Genomic DNA, 22679 nt, shown 5'->3' with positions numbered 1-22679 from the left:
GCCTCCTTAATGTATGTTGTGAAGAATTTCATCCGCAACAGCAAGCGCTGTTACCACTGCCACGCCTGAACCACAACCGAGTTCTAGCGCATTAAAACCACCAATCACATTACCCACCGCATATAAATTCGTTAAAAATTGACCGCTCTTTTGTACTTGGCATTGCGCATTAATCGCCACGCCTGCAGATTGGTATGGTTGTGGATTTGAGAAACGGTGATCTGTCCAAGTAAAGCGATCGGTATCGTTAAAGCCTTCAACACCGATGATGTCAGAATGGAATACGGGCTCGTAGATTTTATCGAATTCAGAAACTAAACCTTTACTGAAGAAACTGCCGGAAGCTAAGACAAAATGCTCAGCCGTGATTTCTTCCTCTTCATGCAAACGCGTTTGAATAGCACGAACTTTGTTGCCATGAAAATGTGCTTTTAATGCGCTATCACCATTCATCATGAGTCCGCCTAATTTCTCAAAACGATGGCGTAATTGAATACGTTGACGCATACCTAATAAAGAAGGTGGTAAAGTTGGCAATTCAAATAATGGCAAGCCAGTTGCTTTGCGAAGTGATTCCATAAACTCTTGATTTTCTAAACCGAAACAAGCTGGTAGGAAAATTGCTTCAGTGCCTTTGGCTGCTTCTTTCATTTCAGCCACCAGATCATCAAATTTCAGTTTATATTCTAAAACTTGTGCAATATTTACACTGCGGAATTCGCGCGAATTTGCACGTAACTGATCCAATTCAGGAATATTTAAAAAGCCTGTTTTCACTTCACAATGAGCAAATTGTGGATTGAGTGTAAGGTTATCCGCCAATAATTCTGGTTGGAAATCGTGATAGCCTTCAATGCCTAAAACCGCAATTTTTTTATACGGGAATGGTGTTTCGCCTTGTACAGTTGGCACACTATTTGGTGAAAGCCATGCACCACGTAAGCTACCTAAACCCGTTACGCGAAGATGATTTTCTGCACTTGAGCCAATTAAATCTAAATTTAACGATTCCGCTAATTTTTCGAAATCTTGTGCTTTCGCTAATACACGTTCAGCCCCCATGATGCTATAGGGGTGTTGTGATAATTGAGCGGAAAGTGCGGTCAAATTTTCAGAAATATTTTTAACAAACGCACCATTTGGTAAACGGCTTAATAAATCTAATGAGCCGGATGCAAAATCAATCGCCGCTTGGCCGTTATTAATAATGACACAACGTTTGCCTTGTTCTTGTAGGGCGATGCCGCAAGTTAAACCTGCAAGGCCACCACCAATAATCACTACATCAAAATTCATTGTTATCCGTCCCTTGCTGTTTGTCAGTTTCAAGCGGTTGAACATCATTTAAGCCCAACACACTGCCATACATCCATGAAGTAAATTCGGCTTCACGAATCGCTTCACCCCATGCAATAGGCTCAATACCGCGCCAACGCTCTTCCATGAAAGAGGTTAATTGTGTAGTAGATTGGCGAGGTGTTGCCACGTCAAAACGGTTCATTAAACCCGCCGCACGGCATGCGCAAAGCTCAGCTTGGCAAGTCCCCATCCCCACACGAGTACGGCGACGTAAATCCACTAAGTTATTGACATTTAATTCATCCACGGCATAACGTACTTCACCTGCTGTCACCGCTTCACATTCACACACCATTGAACGATCAAGACGTTCTTTATCTAATAAGCGAGTGGCACGAGAACCATGACGATACACCGCTGAATAACGAATCGTACTTGGAAGAGAAATGACTTTCTGATTGGTTTCTGCACGGCTTTCACTTGAACCCGGTAATGGACGCTCAGCGGTTGTACAGCGTGCTGTCTTATTGAGTTTTTTACAAACAAGATCCGTTGCCCATTCTGCCATTAAGCGATAAGTCATTAATTTACCACCCGTGATGGTGATAAAGCCGTCTAAGCCGTCACGTTCTGCGTGGTCAAGTAACACAATACCACGACTTACGTTACGACCAGATGGGTCATCATCTGTCGCCACCAACGGACGCACGCCTGCATAAGCACGTAATACGCGAGTATGACGCAAGCTCGGCGCAAGTTTTTCCCCTTCACGGAAAAGAATATCCACTTCTTCTGGAGTCACTTCCATATTATCAATTTGATCGTAAGGAATACGGCTAGAGGTTGTACCGATAACACAAATGGTATCACCCGGCACAAGAATGTCCGCATCCGCTGGTTTACGACAACGGTTAATGACCATTTTGTTGATGCGGTGCCCCATGACAAGTAATGCGCCTTTGGCTGGAAACATTTTGATTTTGAGATCGGCATATTCTGCAATGCCTTGTCCCCAAATACCACCTGCATTGACGACTAATGGCGCAAAGAATTTACGCTTTACACGATTTTTGTGATCGTAAACATCCACACCGATTACTTTGCCCCCTTCGCGAATTAAGTTTTTCACTTCGCAATAAGTGAACATTTTCGCGCCATTTTCGGTAGCATCCATCACATTTGAGGCTGTTAAACGGAAAGGATCGATTGAACCATCTGGCACAACTACTGCACCCACTAAATCAGGGTTTACTGATGGTTCCATAATCTGGGCAAGTTTAGGATCAATGGCAACAGCTTCAATACCGGATTTGGTACAACTTTCGATGAACGTTTTTTGATAATCAAGGGAATCTTCAGGTAAGGTGATAAATAAACCTTCTGTTTCATCCACACAGTGACGGGCGATATTGCGCAGAATTTTATTTTCTTTAATACATTCTTCTGCGGATTCCTGATCGTTTACGGCATAACGCGCCCCACTATGTAACAAACCGTGGTTACGACCTGTTGCACCTGTCGCGATATCACGACGCTCTAATAAAATACAGTTAATTCCACGCAATGCGCAGTCACGAGCAATCCCCGCACCTGTTGCACCACCACCAATGATAATCACATCCGTCGAGATAGGTGAAAAATCGCCCACATCGCGATACATATTAGGTGATAATCCCATTGTTTCCCTCCAGCCCAAAATGAATAAAAAAGGAAAATAAACAAACAGACATTAAGTCTAAGGTTATTGTATGGGAGAGCGGTTAAATTCACAACATTTTGAGCGAAAAAGAAAGCTGTTTTGTGAGATAGATCACACAATTTTCGAATTCGCTCATTTATCAAAAAATATTTTGTGAAATTCATCACATTTTTGAATTATTTCCCTTTTTAATTTCTATTTTTATTTTATTATGCACGCTATCCCCAGCATGGGGGTGGACTCATAATTAAAATGATTTTGGAGAAAATTATGTTTGGACCATTTAAACCCGCACCGCATATTGCGGAACTTCCTGCGGAGAAAATTGATTCCACGTATAAACGCTTACGTTGGCAAGTGTTTGCAGGGATCTTCTTTGGTTATGCCGCTTACTATTTTGTACGTGCAAACTTTGACTTAGCACAACCTGGTTTAATTCAAGCCGGCTTGTACTCAAAAGCGGAATTAGGTGTTATCGGCTCAGCAGCCGGTCTTGCCTACGGTTTATCTAAGTTCGTCATGGCAGGTATGTCTGACCGTTCGAACCCTCGTGTATTCTTACCATTTGGTTTATTGCTTTCTGGTCTTTGTATGACCATGATGGGTTTATTCCCATGGGCAACTTCAGGCATTGCCATCATGTGGGTAATGATCTTCTTAAATGGTTGGTTCCAAGGTATGGGTTGGCCTCCATGTGGTCGTACAATGGTACACTGGTGGTCTAAATCAGAACGCGGTACTATCGTATCTATCTGGAATACCGCGCATAACATCGGTGGTATGATGCCAGGTGCAATGGTGCTATTAGCAAGTGCTATCTTCTTCAGCACTCACGGCGTTGAAGCACAAGCAAAAGACATTTGGCAACAATCTCTCTACTATCCGGGTATTGCTGCAATGATCTGCGCAATTCCTGTTTACTTCGTCATGCGTGACACGCCACAATCTTGTGGTTTACCGTCAATCGAAAAATGGCGTAATGACTACCCAGATGACTATAACGAAAAAACTTACGAAAACGATTTAAGCACAAAAGAAATCTTCGTCACTTATGTATTGAAAAACAAATTGTTATGGTACATTGCGATTGCTAACGTATTCGTATACTTAATCCGCTACGGTGTATTAAAATGGTCTCCGGTTTACTTAAGTGAAGTGAAACACTTCAACATCAAAGGTACCGCATGGGCCTACACAATCTATGAATTAGCAGCGGTTCCAGGTACATTATTATGTGGTTGGGTATCAGATAAAGTCTTCAAAGGTAAACGTGGTTTAACCGGTTTCATCTTCATGATCTTAACTACAGCAGCTGTAGTGGCATACTGGATGAACCCAGCTACACCTGAAGCAGAGCTTGCAAACTATGCAGCTTGGTATGAAAACCCATATCAATTAACTGACTTCATCTTAATGACCTTAATCGGCTTCTTAATCTACGGTCCTGTAATGTTAATCGGCTTACACGCGCTTGAGCTTGCACCGAAAAAAGCAGCAGGTACAGCAGCAGGTTTCACCGGTTTATTCGGTTACTTAGGTGGTACTGTATCAGCGTCAGCTGTTATCGGTTGGGCAGCACAACACTATGGCTGGGACGGCGGTTTCTACGTCATGATCGGTGGTGGTGTCTTAGCGGTGTTATTACTCTTCATAGTAATGGTTGAAGAAGGCAAACACAAAGCGAAATTAGGCGATACCTACGGTAAATAATCTATAAGTTAAAGGCGACAGGCGAAGGCTTGTCGCCTTTTTTATTACAAAAAAACAACTGAATTTTTAACCGCACTTTCAAGGAGAAATGCTTATGAAACTCAAAACTTTAGCGCTTTCTTTATTAGCTGCAGGCGTACTTGCAGGATGTAGCGCACACTCTTCTGTGGACACGATGAAATCAGACAAAATTATCATTGCTCACCGTGGTGCAAGTGGTTACTTACCAGAGCATACACTTGAGTCTAAAGCGCTTGCATTCGCACAACATGCAGACTACTTAGAACAAGACTTAGCGATGACAAAAGATGGTCGTTTAGTGGTTATCCATGACCACTTCTTAGACGGTTTAACTGACGTTGCGCAAAAATTCCCAAATCGTCATCGTAAAGATGGTCGTTACTATGTAATCGACTTCACCTTAAAAGAAATTCAAAGTTTAAATATGACTGAAAACTTTGAAACTAAAGATGGCAAACAAACTCAAGTTTACCCAGGACGTTTCCCACTTTGGAAATCACATTTCAGAATTCACACTTTTGAAGATGAAATCGAATTCATCCAAGGTTTAGAAAAATCGACTGGTAAAAAAGTGGGTATCTATCCTGAAATCAAAGCGCCTTGGTTCCACCACCAAAACGGCAAAGACATTGCAGTTGAAACCCTTAAAGTGTTGAAAAAATACGGTTATGACAAGAAATCTGACATGGTTTACTTACAAACCTTCGACTTCAATGAGTTAAAACGTATTAAAAACGAATTGCTACCAAAAATGGGTATGGATTTAAAACTTGTTCAATTAGTGGCATACACCGATTGGCATGAAACTGAAGAAAAAGATGCGAAAGGCAAATGGGTGAACTACGATTACGATTGGATGTTCAAACCAGGTGCAATGGCTGAAGTCGTGAAATATGCTGACGGCGTTGGTCCAGGCTGGTACATGTTAGTGGATAAAGAAAAATCTAAACCAGGCAACATCGTGTACACCCCATTAGTGAAAGAACTCGCACAATACAAAGTGGAATTACACCCATACACTGTGCGTAAAGATGCGTTACCTGAATTCTTCACTGATGTAAATCAAATGTACGATGCGTTATTGAATAAATCTGGTGCAACCGGTGTATTCACCGACTTCCCAGATACAGGCGTTGAATTTTTGAAAAAACAAAAATAATACATAAGCAAAAGTAATAAAAAGAGCGGTCAAAATTCGTTATGATTTTTGGCCGCTTTTTCTTATTCTGAATGTCTATCTATGAAAGATATCTACGTAACTACTATAAGGCTTCACTTTTTGTTTTGTTTCTTTCTAGTCTCTAATAATTTTTTTAGATTTTCATCATTTTCTATTACTTGAATTATAAACTTTCCCCTGATCTCTTCTTTTATTAATTCTTCTATAATCTTTAAATTTGATAAATCACCTTCAAATTTAATCGTAGGAGATGAATATCTCCTACTTCTTGCAAGTCCGAAAGGTAAATCACTCTCTACATACTCATTTGCTTTTTTAGAGGATTTCATTTTTGATAAATTATTTATAGATTCCTCTATATTCTTTGTTATTCCTAGCCCTATCGCATCACGAAACTGGTAGTTTAAATATTGCTCTAATCCTTTAACCATCGGATACTCATATAAACTAACTTCATAATACATCCTATTTTCACTCTGAATTAACCTATCTAATTCCACATCTAATAATTTTAATTGCTTTTTTAATTCTTCATCATCTAAATCTGAGGAACTGTATAATAAGTTACTTATGTTACGTTGATACATTTCCGATACAGAATATTGCATTTCGTATTCTGAATAAATATGTGTTAGCCAATTATATAAGCTCTTGGCAACCTCTATTTGACCTGAATTACCAAAACGTTCCAGCTCCCCAAAATATTTAGAATAATCATTTATTGCATCTTTAAACTTTTCAGTTGGTTCTTTAAGTTGATAAGAAGTTAATCCATATTTTTCTGATAGTATTTGATGATAATTCGAGTAAGCATCTTGTATCTTATTAAACACTTCAGAGTTTTTATCATATAATCCCTTATATATTTGCTCTACAAATACTTGTTGCTTGTCTTTCTGCTCAAAATATCTACCACCAAAGAACCCTATTGCACTAAAAGCTGATGCTACTAAAGCTTTAATAATAATTTCCTTTATAGACATAAAATAACCTCTATTATTTTATACAAAAACATATATCGTTAAAATTCAACACTCGCATTCATAAAAATTACTATTTAATCGCTATATTCAGCTCAATCATCTTAGATACTATGCATCAGTTATGACACTGAGTACAAGATCTGGAGAAATTATCACGACAATTACCTTATAAATACTATTAATCTCTTCTCTGTTATTAAGTTTCTTTCTATATTTATAGTAACAAAAAGGCTTGCCTTTTATCCCAGCAAGCCTTTTAAAATAAAAAAATTAAGCAAATTGTTTTTTATTCTCTAAATAGCGTTTCGCACATTCTGCTGCAGCAACTAAGCCGCCTGCCATCATAATAATATCTTTAATCACGAGTCGGCCGGCACCTGAGAGATATGGGAAGCCATAATTAGGTGTTGGGAAGTCCCCTCCTAAATTCGGCACCCAGGTTTCTGGCGTAAATATCAGGAACGACAGTGTGACTATCGACATGCCAAAGGTGAGCAAGCCTCCAAATAAACCGAGCGTTGGAGACCAAATTCCCGCTAATACTAAAATACCAATGGTCACGATCATCGCACCAATAATATAAGATGCAGTATAGGTGCCATTAGCTTTATGCCATTCAATATTTTTTGCGACCATTTTGCCTTCAGGGTTTTTGTATAAGGTATATTCTTTTACTAAAACACCCTTATCATTTTCTACCATGTTCGCTCCATTTTTGTAAAGGAAGCTTAAGAAAGGACTATTTGACACAAAGTGTGCAATACCATCGGCCTCATATTGGCAAACTTTTAAACCTCCAATCCAAACCATCACCACACAAATCGCAATGCGGATAAAGTTAATAAATTGACGTTGCAATGGCGCAACAATATTAGCTAGCAATGTAACTAAACTACTCATTAAGAACTCCTCATATAGTTCAATGGATATAACGGGCATAATGCCCAAGAATTTTTATATAAACATTAACAATATTACTCTCTAATATTGTTGGTATTTTTTATTACTAAAATTTATGCAATAAAAAAGAGATACCAATTGCTTAGTATCTCTTATTTTTAATTAATTTTCCGTGATCAATTTCACATTATTTGAAATTCACTCTCGCATTTCTAAAAATTCGCATCCAAGCACCATCTTCAGACCAATCTTCTGGGTACCATGAGTTGCTCACCGCACGGAATACACGTTCTGGGTGTGGCATCATCGCGGCAATACGACCATCGACGTTAGAAATGGCAGTAATACCTAATGCTGAGCCATTCGGGTTAGCTGGATAGGTTTCAGTCACGTTTAAATGACTGTCGATATATTGTGCCACAATCAAGTTTTGCGCTTGAAGTGCGATCAAATTCTCAGGTGTTTTAAATTCTACGCGTCCTTCACCATGAGAAACCGCAATCGGCATATGGGAACCTGCCATGCCTTTAAACCACAATGAGTTGGTGTCGTTGATTTTCACCATCGCAGCACGTGCTTCAAAACGTTCTGATTTATTACGCACGAAACGTGGCCAATTTTCCGCACCTGGGATGATTTCTGCCAGGGTGGAGATAAATTGACAGCCGTTACATACGCCTAATGAAAGGGTGTTTTCATTGGCGAAGAATTGGCTGAATTGATCGCGTAATTGTGGGTTGAATAAAATGGATTTCGCCCAGCCGCCACCTGCGCCCAATACGTCACCGTAAGAGAAACCACCACAGGCCACCATCGTATTGAATTCGTTTAAGTTGTAACGACCTGTCATTAAATCGCTCATGTGAACATCAATCGCGGCAAAGCCTGCACGATCAAAAGCTGCTGCCATTTCAACATGACTATTCACGCCTTGTTCACGTAATACTGCCACTTTTGGTTTCACGCCTTTGCTGATGTAAGGCGCAGCAATATCTTCATTCACGTCATAAGTTAAGTAAGCTGATAATCCTTTGTTGTCTGTGGCTTTTTTCGCTTCAAATTCTTGGTCAGCACATTCTGGATTATCGCGTAAGCGTTGCATTTGGTGAGTGAGTTCTGCCCAAATACTGCGTAATTCAGAGCGTTTTTCGCTTAATAGTTTTTTGCTGCCACGTGTGATTTCAAAACGATCTTCTAAGCTAACAGAACCGAGTTCATAAGTTAAGCCAAGCAAGTCATGGGCTTTTAATACCTCACGCACGGCGCTTAATTCGTTTTCAGAGACTTGGATCACCGCACCTAATTCTTCATTGAATAACACGGCTAAATCATTGTCGCCTAAGGCTGAAATATCCACATCCACGCCACAGTTACCCGTAAATGCCATTTCTGCAATCGTGGTAATTAAACCACCGTCTGAACGGTCGTGGTAAGCCAATAATTTACGTTCTGCTACTAATGATTGCATTGCATCGAAGAAGTTTTTCAGTTTGGCTACATTCACCACATCGGCAGGTTTATCACCTAATTGTTTATACACTTGCGCAAGTGCGGTCGCGCCTAAGCGATTTTTTCTTTCGCCTAAATCAATCAACAATAAACGGCTTGCGCCTTTGTCTGTACGTAATTGAGGTGTCACGGTTTTGCGGACATCTTCCACGCGCGCAAAAGATGAAATCACTAAAGAAAGCGGCGCTGTTACTGATTTTTTCTCGCCATTTTCTTCCCAAGTGGTTTTCATCGACATAGAGTCTTTACCCACTGGAATGGTAATGCCTAATGCAGGACAAAGCTCTTCACCGACTGCTTTAACCGCTTCATATAAGCCGGCATCTTCACCGCCATGGCCCGCTGCAGACATCCAGTTTGCAGACAGTTTGATACGTTTAATATCGCCAATATTGGTGCCCGCAATGTTGGTAATGGATTCAGCCACCGCTAAACGTGCAGAAGCGCCAAAGTCTAATAATGCCACGGGTGCACGTTCGCCCATTGCCATGGCTTCACCATGATAGCTGTCTAATGAAGCGGTTGTGACAGCCACATCAGACACGGGGATTTGCCATGGGCCGACCATTTGATCACGTGCCACCATACCAGTTACCGAACGGTCGCCAATGGTAATTAAGAAGGTTTTTTCTGCCACCACCGGTAAGCGTAATACGCGATGGAAGGCTTCTTTTAATTGAATATTTTCCGTTGCAAGCGGTCGATTTTCGACAGTTTTTAACGAAACCTCACGCGTCATTTTCGGCGTTTTGCCTAATAACACATTCATCGGTAAATCAATTGGGTTATTATCGAAATGACTATCGTGTAAGGTTAAATGTTTCTCTTCCGTTGCCTCGCCAATGACCGCAAACGGTGCACGCTCACGTTCACAAAGTGCGGTAAATAATTCGAGTTTTTCTGGTGCAACCGCTAATACATAACGTTCTTGCGATTCGTTACACCAAATTTCCAATGGTGACATGCCTTTTTCATCGCAAAGGATAGAGCGTAAATCAAATTTACCGCCACGTTCGCCATCGTGTACCAATTCAGGCATTGCGTTGGATAAACCACCCGCCCCCACGTCATGGATAAAGAGAATTGGGTTTTCATCGCCTAATTGCCAGCAACGGTCAATCACCTCTTGGCAACGGCGTTCCATTTCTGGGTTTTCACGTTGAACAGAAGCAAAATCTAAATCTTCTTTTGATTTCCCGCTGTCCATGGAAGAAGCAGCGCCACCACCTAAGCCGATATTCATGGCTGGGCCACCTAATACGATCAATTTCGCACCAACGGGGATTTCGCCTTTTTGAACATGTTCGCCACGAATATTGCCGATACCACCCGCTAACATAATCGGCTTGTGATAACCACGCACTTCTTCGCCGTTGAAGCTGTTGACTTTCTCTTCATAGGTACGGAAATAACCTAATAACGCAGGGCGACCGAACTCGTTGTTAAATGCTGCGCCACCTAATGGGCCTTCAATCATAATATCTAAGGCTGAAGCAATACGGTTTGGTTTAGAAAGCGGATTTTCCCAAGGTTGTTCAAAGTTTGGAATGATAAGGTTTGATACGGAGAAACCGGTTAAACCTGCTTTTGGTTTTGCACCACGACCTGTTGCCCCCTCATCACGAATCTCACCGCCCGAACCAGTTGCGGCACCCGGGAATGGCGAAATTGCGGTCGGGTGATTATGGGTTTCCACTTTCATTAAGATATGCGCATCTTCATTGTGGTAACGATATTGCCCATCTTGATCCGCAAAGAAACGGCCGACTTTTGAGCCTTCCATTACTGCAGCATTATCTTTATAGGCTGAAAGCACGAAATCAGGGGTTTTCTCAAAGGTATTCTTAATCATTTTAAACAGGGATTTATCCTGTTTTTTGCCATCAATAATCCAATCGGCATTAAAGATTTTATGGCGGCAGTGTTCAGAGTTGGCTTGTGCGAACATATAAAGTTCAATATCGTGTGGATTGCGCCCTAATTGGGTGAAGTTTTCCACCAAATAATCAATTTCATCTTCTGCCAGTGCCAAACCTAATTCTACGTTGGCTGTCACCAAAGCTTCGCGTCCACCTTTTAAAATATCCACCGTTTTGAACGGTTTCGGATCTTGATGACGGAATAAGATCTCTGCATCTTCAGGACGACGCACCACGGTTTCCATCATTCGATCGTGTAAAAGTGCGGTCAATTTTTCAGTTGTTTTTTCATCAAGCGGTTGGCTTAACTCAAAATAATACGCCAAACCACGCTCAATACGCTCCACTTCACTTAAACCACAGTTATGCGCAATATCGGTCGCTTTAGAAGACCAAGAAGAAATCGTGCCAACGCGTGGAATCACGATAAAAGTTTCTCCTTTGGCGTCGTGTTCAGCCAAGGTTGGGCCGTAATGTAACAATGCTTTTAACTTAGCTTCCTGCTCGCTAACAAGCGGTCGATTTAATTCCACAAAATGCAAATATTCCGCATAAACCGATTTTACCGGTAATTGATTTTGTTGGAATTTTTGCATTAAGCCTTGGATACGAAATTCAGAAAGGGCGGGTGAGCCACGAAAAGTTTGAAACATACGGGTACCTTTGAGTTGTGTTTGAGATGAAAATCGCAGGCTATTATAAAGGAAAAACACCAAAACGAAAACGTTTGCGTCAATCATTTTAAAATGATTTTCAATGGGAGAAAGCATATAATCATCAAGCAATTTAAAACAATCCTAAAACTAACCGCACTTTGGGGCGTCACTATGATCATCAATGACATCAATTTCAACGATCTCTATCAACAACATCTAAAAGCCTGTAATCACTATAATCTTCCACCGACAAAATGGGATAAAAAAGCCTCTAAAATGGCTGAGAACTTAGTGGGCAAACCAAGCCGTTATAACGAGATCTTACTTAAAGCCATGAATGTGCAACCCAATGAAACTGTATTAGATATCGGCTGTGGCCCCGGCACGTTTGTGATTCCTTTAGCCCAACAATGCCAAGCTGTGTATGCCCTCGATTACAGCCAAGGCATGTTAGAGATGGTGCAACAATATAAAGAAAAGCATCAACTGAATAATATTACGCTTCTACATAAATCATGGTCAGATAACTGGGATGATGTACCTCAAGCGGATGTAATTCTCGCCTCTCGCTCGACGCTTGTCGATGATTTGGATGACATGATTGAAAAGCTGCAAAGTAAGGCAAAAAAGCGGGTCTTTTTAACCTCGGTGACACAACGCCATTTTCTCGATGAAGGCGTATTTGAAGCTATTGGCCGTGATGATGTAGGCTTCCCAACTTATATTTATTTAGTTAATCGCCTTTACCAAAAAGGCATTCACGCCAATGTGAGTTTTATTGAAACGGAGTCGGGCTATTTCCAAGGTGAAACCTTTGAGGATTTATTAAACTCCGTGGCGTTTTCTCTCGGCAATCTCACCGAAAAAGAAAAACAAGATTTAGCCCAATTCTATCAACAAAAACAAATACATAATGAACCGATAAAGCACGGACAACGCAAATGGGCGTTGATTTGGTGGGAGGTTTAACAAAATATAAGTATTGTAATTTACTTTTAAATTAAAACACTTAACCTTATAAAATTAACTAACTTATAGACAAATTAAATTTCTAATGATACAGTCCAGTCTGATACCTCTGAAGGTATTTTATGTCTACTTTTTCAATAAGGAATATTAGTATGTTTTCTTTAAATCATGTTTTAAAATTTGGTACTACAGCATTAGCCGTTTTAGTATTATCTGCGTGTGGTAGCAGCGGCGGTGGTAGTGATGCCCCAGATGTTTCAGCTTCAACCAATCAGACTAAGCAAAGTCAGCCAAGTACTACTGCTAATAATACGACTCAGCAACCAAGTACTACTTGCCAATAATACGACTCAGCAACCAAGTACTACTACCAATAATACAACTCAGCAACCAAGTACTACTACCAATAATACAACTCAGCAACCAAATACTACTGCCAATAACACGACTCAGCAACCAAGTACTACTGCCAATAATACGACTCAGCAACCAAGTACTACTGCCAATAATACGACTCAGCAACCAAGTACTACTACATCTACAAACAATCAGACAGCATCAAGCCAATCTACTCCAACTGAAAATGTGGCTCAACCATCAACCCCTAATACTCAAAGTGGTAATACTAATCGAGCACTCACAGATAAACATGCTAGTTTCGTCATACCTAAAAAAGGTGGAACTATTCACACCGCATCCATTTCTGGTAATCCAGATCTTTATGTGCTAGATGTTGAAGGTAAAAGTATTGATATAATTCCTGCCGGAATGGGGAATGGAAAGGTTCTCAAAATCACGGCAAACAATATTACCCGCATAGTTAACGGTTCATTATATAAAAATGTACGTTGGGGATTAATTACAGAGGATGGCTTAAATAATTATTACTTAGTCTCTTACGGTATCAATCCTACAACCGACATGCCAACTAGCGGTAACGCTACCTATGTTGGACAAGGTGTACACGGTTATGCAGATAGTGATTCAGCTATTGATACGTATCGCTTAAGTAACGCAAAATTTAATGTAAATTTTGCTGATAAATCATTTGAAGGTTCTATTACTCCAGATGATGGAAAAGCATTTGGCAATATCAACGAGGTTAAACTTTCTGCAAAAATTGATGGTAACCAATTCCACGGTAAAACTGCTGAAGGTACAGAAGCTGTCGGTCGTTTCTACGGAAATAACGCTAGTGAGTTAGCTGGTAGCTATGTAAATGAAAAAGCCTCTTACCTTGGGGTATTCGGCGCTCAAAAACAATAATTAGTTTTAATCTAAAATTAATAAAGCAAGCCTTGTGCTTGCTTTATTTTTATAAAATAAACATGGATAATGTAATAAATTAAAGAATCTCTAATAACTTCACAAAGTCATCAAACACCCAATCTGGATTTGATTCTGCAATTGGGATGTTGTAGTTGTATCCGTAAGTTAATCCCACAACCGGGCAACCTGCTGAATGTGCAGCGAGAATGTCATTTCGAGAGTCACCAACAAACAACACTTGGCGAGGCTCTACACCGAATTTACCACATAAATAATACAATGGGCCTGGATGTGGTTTAATCGCGGGTAATGATTGTCCACCAAGCATTTCACTGAATAAATGATCGATACCAAATGCGGCTAATACCGGCTGAACGTGACGAGTTGGTTTGTTCGTTACCACGGCTAAGGTATAACCGCGAGCCTTTAAGGTTTCCAATGTTTCTTTTACATTTGGATATAAACGACTCACATTGCAAAGATTTTCAGCATAATGCACATTAAAGCGCTCTTTCACTTGCTCGATTTCAGCCTCAGAGAATGTTTTACCCGTTTGCTCTTCAGTCCATTTTAAAGCACGTGCAATTAATACAGGTGCGCCATTACCGATCCAAGTTAAAACCTGTGCTTCTGATGCAGGGGCAAAACCAAAATCCGCTAATGCTGAATTCACGGATAATGCTAAATCCGGCAAGCTATTCACAAGCGTACCATCTAAATCAAAACCGATAACTTTAAATTGAGTCTTCATTACTACTACCTTTTATTTTACAGACGCTAATTGCGTACGCATTTGATCAATGATTTGTTTATAATCTGGTTTACCAAAAATCGCTGAGCCTGCCACAAACATATCTGCACCCGCTGCGGCGATTTCTGCAATATTATCCACTTTTACCCCACCATCAACTTCTAAACGGATATCTAAACCGCTTTCATCAATCAGATGACGTGCCTGTTGTAATTTTTTCAATGTTGAAGGTAAAAAAGATTGTCCACCAAATCCTGGATTCACGGACATTAACAAAATCACATCCACTTTATCTAATACATAATCCAAATAACTTAATGGTGTCGCAGGATTAAACACTAAACCCGCTTTACAGCCGTGATCACGAATGAGCTGTAAAGAGCGGTCAATATGTTCACTGGCTTCAGGATGAAAGGTAATGTAATCCGCACCGGCTTTGGCAAAATCAGGAATAATACGATCGACCGGTTTCACCATCAAATGCACGTCAATCGGTGCTTTAATACCATAATCACGTAAAGCTTTACACACCGCTGGGCCAAAGGTTAAATTCGGCACATAGTGATTATCCATTACATCAAAATGAATGACATCCGCACCAGCATTCAATACGTTTTGCACATCATCACCAAGGCGAGCAAGATCTGCAGAAAGGATAGAAGGGGCGATTAAATAAGGTTTCATTTGTCATCTCCTAAAGGATCAAAGTGCTTGTAGTTTACTACGTTGAGCTCAATTTTACCTTGATTATTTACAAGTTTTAGCTGAAAACAAAGAAAAAAATAACCGCACTTGATTCAATTGCCTCAAAGTGCGGTTGTTTTTTATCGTATTTTAAAAAGACCGATTAGTTTAATCCAATGATTTCCCAACGGTTGTGAGATTGACCATCGATTTTGCCTTTCTTCACGTTGGTGATGTAATCGATCATCATATTTTGGATCGTGCCTTTTTCACGGCCCATTGCCACTTTAGATTCCCAAAGTACCGGAATTTGTTGGCCTTCCCAAATCCCACCTTTACCGTTTAACTGAGCGAAACGATATGAGTTCATACCCACTTTTAATTTCATATCATCCGTTACCGGTTTACCGTCAGCAAGGGTTAAATCAACGATTTTGCTGCCTTGTGGATTACGTAAGTCAATTTTGTAATTTACGCCACCAAAAATGTCGTAAGTCACATATTTTGATTTTTTACGTTCCGCATTGTAACGGTATTCAGTGTCACTTGGTTGGATGGTATCGAAGTAGTTAGCTGACCATTCCATATATTCTTTCAATTGTTTACCGGTCAGTTCATAAACGGTGACATCACCGCCCGCATAACGATAGTTAAAGATGATGTCTTTTTTCTTGATATCGCCTTTATTCATGCGTGCTTTTTGGTGGTCAAAAGAGAAAGTCACCACATCTGCACCACTGTAATGTTGTTCAACATCATTAATGAATGAAGATAAACCGGTATCTTTTGAGAATGCCGCTGATACACCGTGTTTAGTCTCTTGTGGCACCATTTCGTTTTCGGTTTGACCAATCACCACGTTGTTTAATTCACGTAATTTCTCGTGGTAAGGTTTATAGATTTCCGCAATTTTCTTATCTGCTTCAAGTGCTTTAACTGGAACGGTTTTGGATTCTTTCTTCACCAATTTCACTTCTTTTTTATCGTTGATATCAAAAGTGAGATCCACTTCAGATACTACGGTACCGTAACGGTGTGGTTCAGTGATAAGGGTATTTTTAATGGTTTCACTTGGTACATCTTTGTGCATGTGACCCGCGATAACGACATCAATGCCGTCTACTGCATTGATCACATCACGCATACCGGTGTCTGGAATCTTGTTTTCATTGTCGATACCCATGTGAGCAATCACAATAATTGCATCAACACCTTTCGCCTTTAACTTCTCAACTTGTGTACGTGCTTCTTCAGTTGGTGAAGTAAATTTCATGTCTTTTAAGTTGCCTGTGTCTTCTTCAAATTTTGCTGACATTGGGGTACTTAAACCGATAATCCCTAGTTTCACGCCATCTTTTTCAATGATGGTTGTCGCATCAATATAACGTTTGTCGTTTTTCTTATAATAGAAGTTTGCGGTTAATTTTTTTGCTTTGATGTCTTTTAAGATTTCATCTAATGCTTCCATCCCAAAATTAAACTCGTGGTTACCAAGTACGAAAACATCGTATTTCATTTCGTTTAATACTTTTGGAATTGGGTGATCTTTGTAATATTTTTTATCTTTTGCGAACACATCGACTTGGTTATCTTGGATCGCATCGCCCACATCCACTAACACCACGTTTTTGTTGTTTTTACGCACATCTTTCACATAAGTTGCGATTTGCGCATAAGAACCAGATTTGTCATCTACGTCTGCGCCATAGCTCCAAGGTACAACGCGACCGTGAATATCAGAGGTACCCAATATTTTAATATTTACTTCTTGTGCCATTGCTGTACTCACAGCAGAAAGCGCAAATAATGAGCAAAGTAATTTTTTCATAAAATTTCCTTTAAAGTGCACAAAGTGCGGTTAAAAATGCGGGAGAATTATAGCGATGAATTGATTACCAACATAATTTTATTTTGAAGAAAAATAAAATTTGTGAGCGTGATCACATTTCATTTGGAGGATTAATGTCCTGTTTGAGAAAACAAGTTAATCACTAAAACACCGCTGATAATCAATGCCATACCAATCAGCCCAGCAGTATCAATTTTCTGACCAAAAGCGAAATACGCCACAATGGCCGTCAAAACAATGCCAACACCCGACCAAATGGCGTAAACCAACCCCACGGAAAGGGTACGGAATACAAGGGAGACAAAATAAAACGAAATGGCATACAAGGTTAATGAGCCAATTGTAGGTAAAAGTTTGGTAAAGCCATCGCTGACTTTTAATAAATTCGTTGCCACGATTTCAAGGCAAATAGAGATAGCAAGTAATGTCCAAGGATTCATATAAATCAAAAAGTAAAATAGAAAAACACTATTCTACCTTAAGCGACTGATGGATGTAACCGAATTTGGCGCGCCATGGCTTGCATATAAGGTGCCGTTTGTTCAAAGAAATAACGGTAAGAGGCACATACATAATTATGTGAATTAGGTTCATTTTATTACATAAAAAAACACCCCTCATAGAGGGGTGTTTGATTATAACGATCTTAGATAAGTTAGATTACTTGAATACCTTGTTCAATATAAACTAATTCAGTCGTAATCGTACCTGTATTACCGCTGGTGTAAGAATACACATCATAGGTAACACCATCTACAGTCTCTTCGGCTCCTTTCGCCCATGTACCCACATTTGAACCTGCGATACCTTTAGAGGTATCTTTCAAGTTTTGTGCTGTATCGTCATAGTTATTGTTATTACCTAAATCGACAGTATCTAATGATGTACCACGGATGTAGACCTTCGCAAGCGTATCACCATCTTGTTGTAAGTCTGATAATCTAATGTTAATGTCTTGACGACCATCTGCTGTTAAATCAAAGATTTCAACATTTTTGAAGTTAGACATTTCATAGCTATGACCGACTTCTTTTAATACGGCAATATCATTACCTTCGCCACCATCAACTGTACCACCAGTTACACGATCACTGAAGTTAACAATATCATCGCCTGCACCAAGATTAATTGTACCACCTGAAAGGGTAGAGATATTTAATACGTCATCGCCCGTACCCATGTCAACTTTACCACCATTAATGCTGGTAAATGTTGCAGTATCATTACCCTCAGCCATATCAACAGTGACTGTTTGAGCGTCAAGAGCATTATTAATACCGCCAGCTACGAGTACATCGTCGCCTTCCCCCATATTAACGTTTGCACCATGACGTAAGTTACTACCTACTTTAAACACGTCGTTACCTGCACCCATGCTTACTGTCGCATAGTCAACGTGTCCTGCAACTACGAATGAATCTGACCCATTACCGAAGAGGAATGTTTGTGATTTTGTGACATAACCACCCACTTCTAGGCTATTGTCGCCGTTGCCAAAGTCATAACGTCCGCTGCCTGAGCCATCAAGGTTGCTCTTCACATACATACTGTCATTACCTTCACCAAAGGAGACATTCATCGTTGTTTGGGTATTAACCGCACCATTAATCACTAAGCGGTCGTTACCATTACCAAAGTCAATATTATATTGGCCTCCAGTTGCAATTTCTGCTGTATCGAAGGTCAGTTTATCGTTACCTTCACCCATTTTTAACGAGCCACCTCGCCATGACTGTAAATTGCCACGTAATTGAATATGGTCATCACCCGCACCGGTATCCACATTCAATTCTCCGCCACCAACCATGGACGCCATGTTACCATTTACACCCGAGCTACGTGCATATTCATCTAAACCAACCACGAGGTGATCATTATCATCCGTGAATTTCAAGCCATTTTCATTCGTTGCTTGACGGTTAATAATATCTGTAATTAACCCAACGTTAAATTTACGTGCTTGCGATGGATCTGGCCCCATTTCAGTATTCATATTGCTAAATAGGTTACGAATATACATGGTTTTCGTTGAAGCAATATTACCTGCTGCATCAATCACTGTGACTTGCATACCGTCAGTTGAATAGCGGTTAAAGTTGTCAGCAAAATTAACGGTGTAAGTGCCATCTCCATTATTCACTGCTGTAGTGGTTGATGTTGTACCTGCAGTATTCGGGTAGCTAATCTTAACATCCGCATCCACTTCTGAACGATCTGTAATGCTGAACGTAATAGACGTTAAGTTACCCTCTTTATTGTTTGCCATCGCAGTCACTTCCATCGATTCAACTTGAGTATCTAAATAAATATCTTGACGAGTCGTGAGTTCTACTGCCTTCGTTGCTTGATTTTGTACTTCTGCAGTATAGCGATATTGAGTACCAAAGGTTTCTGGCAATGCATCAGTGAAAGAGTATGTTTTACCATCCGCACTTACCGTAAATTTATCGGTGAGTACTTCTTTATTGAAGACGTCACCATCTTTTGTTACGGTTTCGCGGTAAATCACCATATTTTGTGCAGAAGTAATTTTATTATCCAACGTGAAAGTGACAGTTGGGGTTGCATCATTTGTTAAACCATCTGCAAGTGTTTTGATTGCTTGTAATTTCGTCGCATCACTTGCATCAATGGTTTTACCATTAGCACCAACTACACCTTCATAGTTATCTAAGCCACCATTTCCTGATAATAGACCATTTGCTTCAGTTCCTTCGGAACGAGTTTTTGCACCTTTATATTCATCAGTGAAATCATCCTTCACTTCCACCACAATTTTCGTTGGTGGAACTTCGGCCTCCTCAGTCTTAGCTGTATCGATTCCTTCTTTCGAGCTATTACCTTGTGGATCTTTAACGATAGCTTTCACTTCATTGCTTTCACCCGCGGCAAGCGGAGTGAATGTCACTTTTACGCCATCCTTAATTTGAGCTTCAGTTAATACGATATCTTCAGTTTGTCCATCTGGATAAGTGACAGTTAACGTATCACCTGCGCTGTAGCCTGCATTTTCAGGGAATGTAATAGTCGCTGTGGCTTTACCTTCACCGTTTAAGTCAGAAGCATTGATGATTTCATCATCATTATCCTCAATATGTACAACTGGTTTACCTGCATCATCAGTTTCACCATCGCCATTTGTATCGCCAGGTACACGAGCATCAACAGTAAAGGTTTCTTTATTACCTTCTGTTGCATTACCATCACGTGATTGACTTACTGAGACGCTATAAGAACCATCTGTTGTTACATTTTCTTTAGGAATAGTAACGGCTACTTTACCTGCAGTTGCTTCATCTTCAGTTACAGTATGCTCAATGGTTTTCGTTGTGTTATCTGGATTTGTGATGGTTAATGTAACTACATCCCCGGCTTTAGAATTGGTCTGTAATTTCACTTCCGTTTGGATACCATCATTTAATTCAGTCGCCGTCACTTTACCATCGTCCGCTTCAGCAATAGTAAGCTCAGGTTTACCACTTAGTTCATCACTATTTGGTTTTGCTTCTGCTGAAGCATCATCACCTGTGTTACCTGCATTATCTTTTGCTTTTGCAGTCACAGTTGAACCATCTTTTACTTTATCTTTGGCAATAGTTGCAACACCTGTGTCTTCATTGACAACAACATCTGGATTATCTGATTTCCATTTACCATCATCACCCTTCGTTAACGTTGCAGGATGCTCTTTACCATCTTCGTCTGTATAAGTAATTTCAACCGTTTTGGTATCTTTATCTGCTGGCGGTGTAATGGTCATTGAGCCATCATCATTCGCTGTCACTGTTGGTGTTGCTGGTGCAGTTTTGTCCACAGTAAATCCTGCTGGTGTACTTTCCGCACTGCTGTTACCCGCTGGATCGGTCACTTTCGCTGTTACTGTATAATCACCTTCACTCGGTACATTATCTTTAGGAATAGTAACTTCCGCTGAGCCATTATCAATATCATCTTTCGTTACTTTATGCGTAACTTCTGACTTATTACCTTCTGGATCGGTTACCGTTAATGTAATTTCATCGCCCACTTCGGTATTTGCAGGGATAGTGACTTTTGTTGTAACACCATCTTCAAGTTCTTTCGCATTGATATACTCGTCACCGTTACCATCTGTAATAGTTACGATTGGTGCGCCATCTTTGGTGTTGTTGTCAGTGTCGCCATTACTTGCTTCACCGTTGTTATCAACATCGCCTGGGATGCTCTTATCTACGGTAAAGTTTACATTATTACCTTTAACACTTGATGTGCTACCAGCCGGTTGAATTGCTACGCCAACTGTATATTCACCATTAGTACCAAAGTTCTCTTTCGGTAAATCTAGGTTTACTTTACCTGCTGTTGCTTCTTCAGCAGTAACAGTATGCGTTACTTGGCTTGGTGTACCATCTTTTGAGGTAATCGTTACAGTAACTACTGCATCTGCCTCAGTTCCCTCAGGTAAGGTTACGACTGATTGTACATTATCAGATAATTCTTTTGCATTAACATAGCCATCTTCAGCTTCTGCGATCGCAATGCTAGGTGGATTTTCCACATCATCTTTTGCGCTATCTTTCGATTCATCGCTTGTATTGCCTGCATTATCTTTTGCTTTTGCTGTTACATCTGAACCATCTTGAACTTTATTTTTATCAATAGTTGCAACACCTGTGTCTTCATTGACAACAACATCTGGATTATCTGATTTCCATTTACCATCATCACCCTTCGTTAATGTTGCAGGATGCTCGTTACCATCTTCGTCTGTATAAGTAATTTCAACCGTTTTGGTATCTTTATCTGCTGGCGGTGTAATGGTCATTGAGCCATCATCATTCGCTGTCACTGTTGGTGTTGCTGGTGCAGTTTTGTCCACAGTAAATCCTGCTGGGGTACTTTCCGCACTGCTGTTACCTGCTGGATCGGTCACTTTCGCTGTTACTGTATAATCACCTTCACTCGGTACCTTATCTTTAGGAATAGTAACTTCCGCTGAGCCATTATCAATATCATCTTTAGTTACTTTATGCGTAACTTCTGACTTATTACCTTCTGGATCGGTTACCGTTAATGTAATTTCATCGCCCACTTCGGTATTTGCAGGGATAGTGACTTTTGTTGTAACACCATCTTCAAGTTCTTTCGCATTGATATACTCGTCACCGTTACCATCTGTGATGGTTACGATTGGTGCGCCATCTTTAGTGTTGTTATCAGTGTCACCATTACTTGCTTCACCGTTGTTATCAACATCGCCTGGGATGCCTGTGTCTACTGTGACTTTTTTCGGTTCGCTGGT

General features: G+C 40.2%; 14 protein-coding genes. 4 read left to right on the top strand and 10 right to left on the bottom strand.

Going from position 1 to position 22679, the window contains the following annotated elements; all coding sequences use genetic code 11:
- Nucleotides 1-6: 6 nt before the first annotated feature.
- Both glpB and glpA read right to left on the bottom strand, forming a co-directional pair.
- Nucleotides 7-1296: a glycerol-3-phosphate dehydrogenase subunit GlpB gene (gene glpB, locus ACXVWB_RS10100; protein ID WP_329505822.1), complete on the bottom strand. Its 1290-nt coding sequence runs from the start codon at nt 1294-1296 to the stop codon at nt 7-9.
- Nucleotides 1286-2977 (bottom strand): anaerobic glycerol-3-phosphate dehydrogenase subunit A, encoded by a 1692-nt coding sequence (gene glpA / locus ACXVWB_RS10095; RefSeq protein ID WP_458485350.1) that lies wholly within the window; start codon nt 2975-2977, stop codon nt 1286-1288. Before glpA ends, glpB begins: the two co-directional genes overlap by 11 nt.
- A gap of 291 nt (nt 2978-3268) precedes the next feature.
- Here glpA and glpT point away from each other — a divergent pair, with 291 nt between their 5' ends.
- On the top strand, nt 3269-4708 hold the full coding sequence (gene glpT, locus ACXVWB_RS10090) for a glycerol-3-phosphate transporter (RefSeq protein WP_297568287.1): 1440 nt from the start codon (nt 3269-3271) through the stop codon (nt 4706-4708).
- A gap of 94 nt (nt 4709-4802) precedes the next feature.
- The gene (glpQ, locus tag ACXVWB_RS10085; RefSeq protein WP_289902501.1) at nt 4803-5888 is read left to right on the top strand and encodes a glycerophosphodiester phosphodiesterase; all 1086 of its coding nucleotides are present in this window, start codon (nt 4803-4805) and stop codon (nt 5886-5888) included.
- A gap of 113 nt (nt 5889-6001) precedes the next feature.
- Here the strand turns inward: glpQ and ACXVWB_RS10080 are convergent, their stop codons facing one another.
- The 3 genes from ACXVWB_RS10080 to purL form a co-directional block, all read right to left on the bottom strand.
- The gene (locus ACXVWB_RS10080) at nt 6002-6892 is read right to left on the bottom strand and encodes a hypothetical protein (RefSeq protein ID WP_289902502.1); all 891 of its coding nucleotides are present in this window, start codon (nt 6890-6892) and stop codon (nt 6002-6004) included.
- Nucleotides 6893-7162: 270 nt separating this feature from the next.
- Nucleotides 7163-7792, bottom strand: coding sequence for a YkgB family protein (locus tag ACXVWB_RS10075; RefSeq protein WP_005639071.1), 630 nt, complete (start codon nt 7790-7792; stop codon nt 7163-7165).
- Between the two features lie 187 nt (nt 7793-7979).
- Complete coding sequence (gene purL / locus ACXVWB_RS10070) at nt 7980-11873, bottom strand: phosphoribosylformylglycinamidine synthase (protein ID WP_289902503.1); 3894 nt, start codon at nt 11871-11873, stop codon at nt 7980-7982.
- A 174-nt stretch (nt 11874-12047) separates the two neighbouring features.
- Here purL and ACXVWB_RS10065 point away from each other — a divergent pair, with 174 nt between their 5' ends.
- Complete coding sequence (locus tag ACXVWB_RS10065; RefSeq protein WP_289902504.1) at nt 12048-12845, top strand: SAM-dependent methyltransferase; 798 nt, start codon at nt 12048-12050, stop codon at nt 12843-12845.
- 243 nt (nt 12846-13088) lie between these two features.
- Nucleotides 13089-14111 carry a transferrin-binding protein-like solute binding protein gene (locus ACXVWB_RS10060; protein ID WP_458473277.1) on the top strand — a complete coding sequence of 341 codons (1023 nt, stop codon included), beginning with the start codon at nt 13089-13091 and terminating at the stop codon, nt 14109-14111.
- Nucleotides 14112-14190: 79 nt separating this feature from the next.
- Here ACXVWB_RS10060 and ACXVWB_RS10055 read toward each other — a convergent pair whose 3' ends face one another.
- The 5 genes from ACXVWB_RS10055 to ACXVWB_RS10035 all read right to left on the bottom strand — a co-directional run.
- Nucleotides 14191-14865 carry a phosphoglycolate phosphatase gene (locus ACXVWB_RS10055; RefSeq protein WP_126469826.1) on the bottom strand — a complete coding sequence of 225 codons (675 nt, stop codon included), beginning with the start codon at nt 14863-14865 and terminating at the stop codon, nt 14191-14193.
- 12 nt (nt 14866-14877) lie between these two features.
- A complete protein-coding gene (rpe, locus tag ACXVWB_RS10050) occupies nt 14878-15549 on the bottom strand; it encodes a ribulose-phosphate 3-epimerase (protein ID WP_289902506.1) in 672 nt (223 codons plus the stop codon).
- 163 nt (nt 15550-15712) lie between these two features.
- Nucleotides 15713-17377 carry a bifunctional metallophosphatase/5'-nucleotidase gene (locus ACXVWB_RS10045; RefSeq protein WP_289902507.1) on the bottom strand — a complete coding sequence of 555 codons (1665 nt, stop codon included), beginning with the start codon at nt 17375-17377 and terminating at the stop codon, nt 15713-15715.
- A 131-nt stretch (nt 17378-17508) separates the two neighbouring features.
- Entirely contained in the window at nt 17509-17838 is a 330-nt protein-coding gene (locus ACXVWB_RS10040; RefSeq protein ID WP_014064309.1) for a DMT family transporter, read from the bottom strand.
- Between the two features lie 215 nt (nt 17839-18053).
- Nucleotides 18054-22679, bottom strand: a 4626-nt coding sequence (locus tag ACXVWB_RS10035) for an Ig-like domain-containing protein (RefSeq protein WP_458485349.1), incomplete at its 5' end; no start/stop codon positions are given.

The organism is Haemophilus sp. SZY H53 (assembly GCF_054332375.1).
This window is presented reverse-complemented; position numbering and strand designations above follow the sequence as displayed.